At 68.9% G+C, this 1575-nt stretch carries 2 protein-coding genes; both read right to left on the bottom strand.

Going from position 1 to position 1575, the window contains the following annotated elements; all coding sequences use genetic code 11:
* Positions 1-1044 (bottom strand): acetyl/propionyl/methylcrotonyl-CoA carboxylase subunit alpha (locus Q7T84_RS02110; protein WP_304805971.1); only part of this gene is annotated, 1044 nt, incomplete at its 3' end.
* A gap of 2 nt (positions 1045-1046) precedes the next feature.
* Positions 1047-1575: carboxyl transferase domain-containing protein (locus tag Q7T84_RS02105; RefSeq protein ID WP_304805970.1), on the bottom strand; the 529-nt coding region annotated here is incomplete at its 5' end.

The following is a 1575-nucleotide window of genomic DNA, read 5'->3' as shown; positions in this document are numbered from 1 at the left end:
GTTCTCGGCATAGAGCCGGGCCTCGATGGCGTGGCCGCTCAGTTCGATCTGATGCTGGGCCAGCGGCAGCGCCTCGCCGGCGGCGATGCGGATTTGCCACTCGACCAGGTCGACGCCGGTGACAGCTTCGGTGACCGGGTGCTCGACCTGCAGCCGGGTGTTCATTTCCATGAACCAGATGCGGTCCGGCTTCAGGCCGTCGCTGGCGTCGGCGATGAACTCGACGGTGCCGGCGCCGACATAGCCGACCGCCTGGGCGGCCTTGACCGCGGCGCTGGTGACGGCGACGCGGGCGGCGTCGCTCATGCCCGGCGCCGGGGCTTCCTCGATGACCTTCTGGTGGCGGCGCTGCAAGGAGCAGTCGCGCTCATAGAGGTGCACGACATTGCCGTGGCTGTCGCCGAACACCTGGACCTCGATGTGCCGGGGGCGGGTGACGTAGGTCTCCAGCAGCACGCGGTCGTCGCCGAACGAGGCGGCAGCCTCGCGCCTACAGGAGGTCAGGGCGGCGGCGAAGTCGTCCGCCTGCTCGACCTTGCGCATGCCCTTGCCGCCGCCGCCAGCCACCGCCTTGATCAGGACGGGGTAGCCGATGTTGTCGGCTTCGCTTTGCAGGCGCTCAGGGCTCTGGTCCTCGCCGAGATAGCCGGGCGTCACCGGAACATGGGCGGCGGCCATCAACGACTTGGCGGCGTCCTTCAGACCCATGGCGCGGATCGCCGAAGGTGGCGGGCCGATCCAGATCAGGCCGGCGGCCATGACCGCCTCGGCGAATTCCGCGTTCTCGGAGAGGAAACCGTAGCCGGGGTGGATCGCGTCCGCACCGGTCGCCAGCGCCGCCTCGATGATGGTCTCGCCCACCAGATAGCTTTCGCGCGCCGGAGCCGGCCCGATCAGCACGGCCTGGTCGGCCATCTGCACGTGCGGGGCCTCGGCGTCGGGCTCGGAATAGACCGCCACGGTGGCGATCCCCATCGATTGGGCGGTGCGGAAGACGCGGCAGGCGATCTCGCCACGGTTGGCGACCAGAATGCTCTTGATCATGGTCACATCCGGAAGATGCCGAACCGGGTGTCCGGTATCGGGGCGTTGAGGGCCGCGGAGATGGAGAGGCCGAGCACGTCTCGGGTCTGGGCTGGGTCGATGATGCCGTCGTCCCACAGGCGCGCGGTGGCGAAATAGGGGTCGCCTTCGGCCTCGTAGCGATCGCGGACCGGGGCCTTGAAGGCCTCCTCGTCGGCGGCGGCCCATGTCTCGCCCTTGGCCTCCATGCCGTCGCGCTTGATGGTCGCCAGGACGCTGGCGGCCTGCTCGCCGCCCATCACCGAGATGCGGCTGTTGGGCCAGGTCCACAGGAAGCGCGGGCTATAGGCGCGCCCGCACATGCCGTAATTTCCCGCTCCAAAGGAGCCGCCGATCAGGACGGTGAACTTCGGGACCTCGGCGCTGGCGACGGCGGTGACCAGCTTGGCCCCGTCCTTGGCGATGCCCCCGGACTCGTACTTCCCGCCGACCATGAAGCCGGAGATGTTCTGCAGGAAGACCAGCGGGATCTTCCGCTTGCAGGCCAGTTCG

Origin of the sequence: Phenylobacterium sp. (genome assembly GCF_030654915.1) — a bacterium.
Classification (GTDB): Bacteria; Pseudomonadota; Alphaproteobacteria; order Caulobacterales; family Caulobacteraceae; genus Phenylobacterium.
Note: the sequence above shows the minus strand (reverse complement) of the source record. Positions and strands in the feature narration are given on the sequence as shown.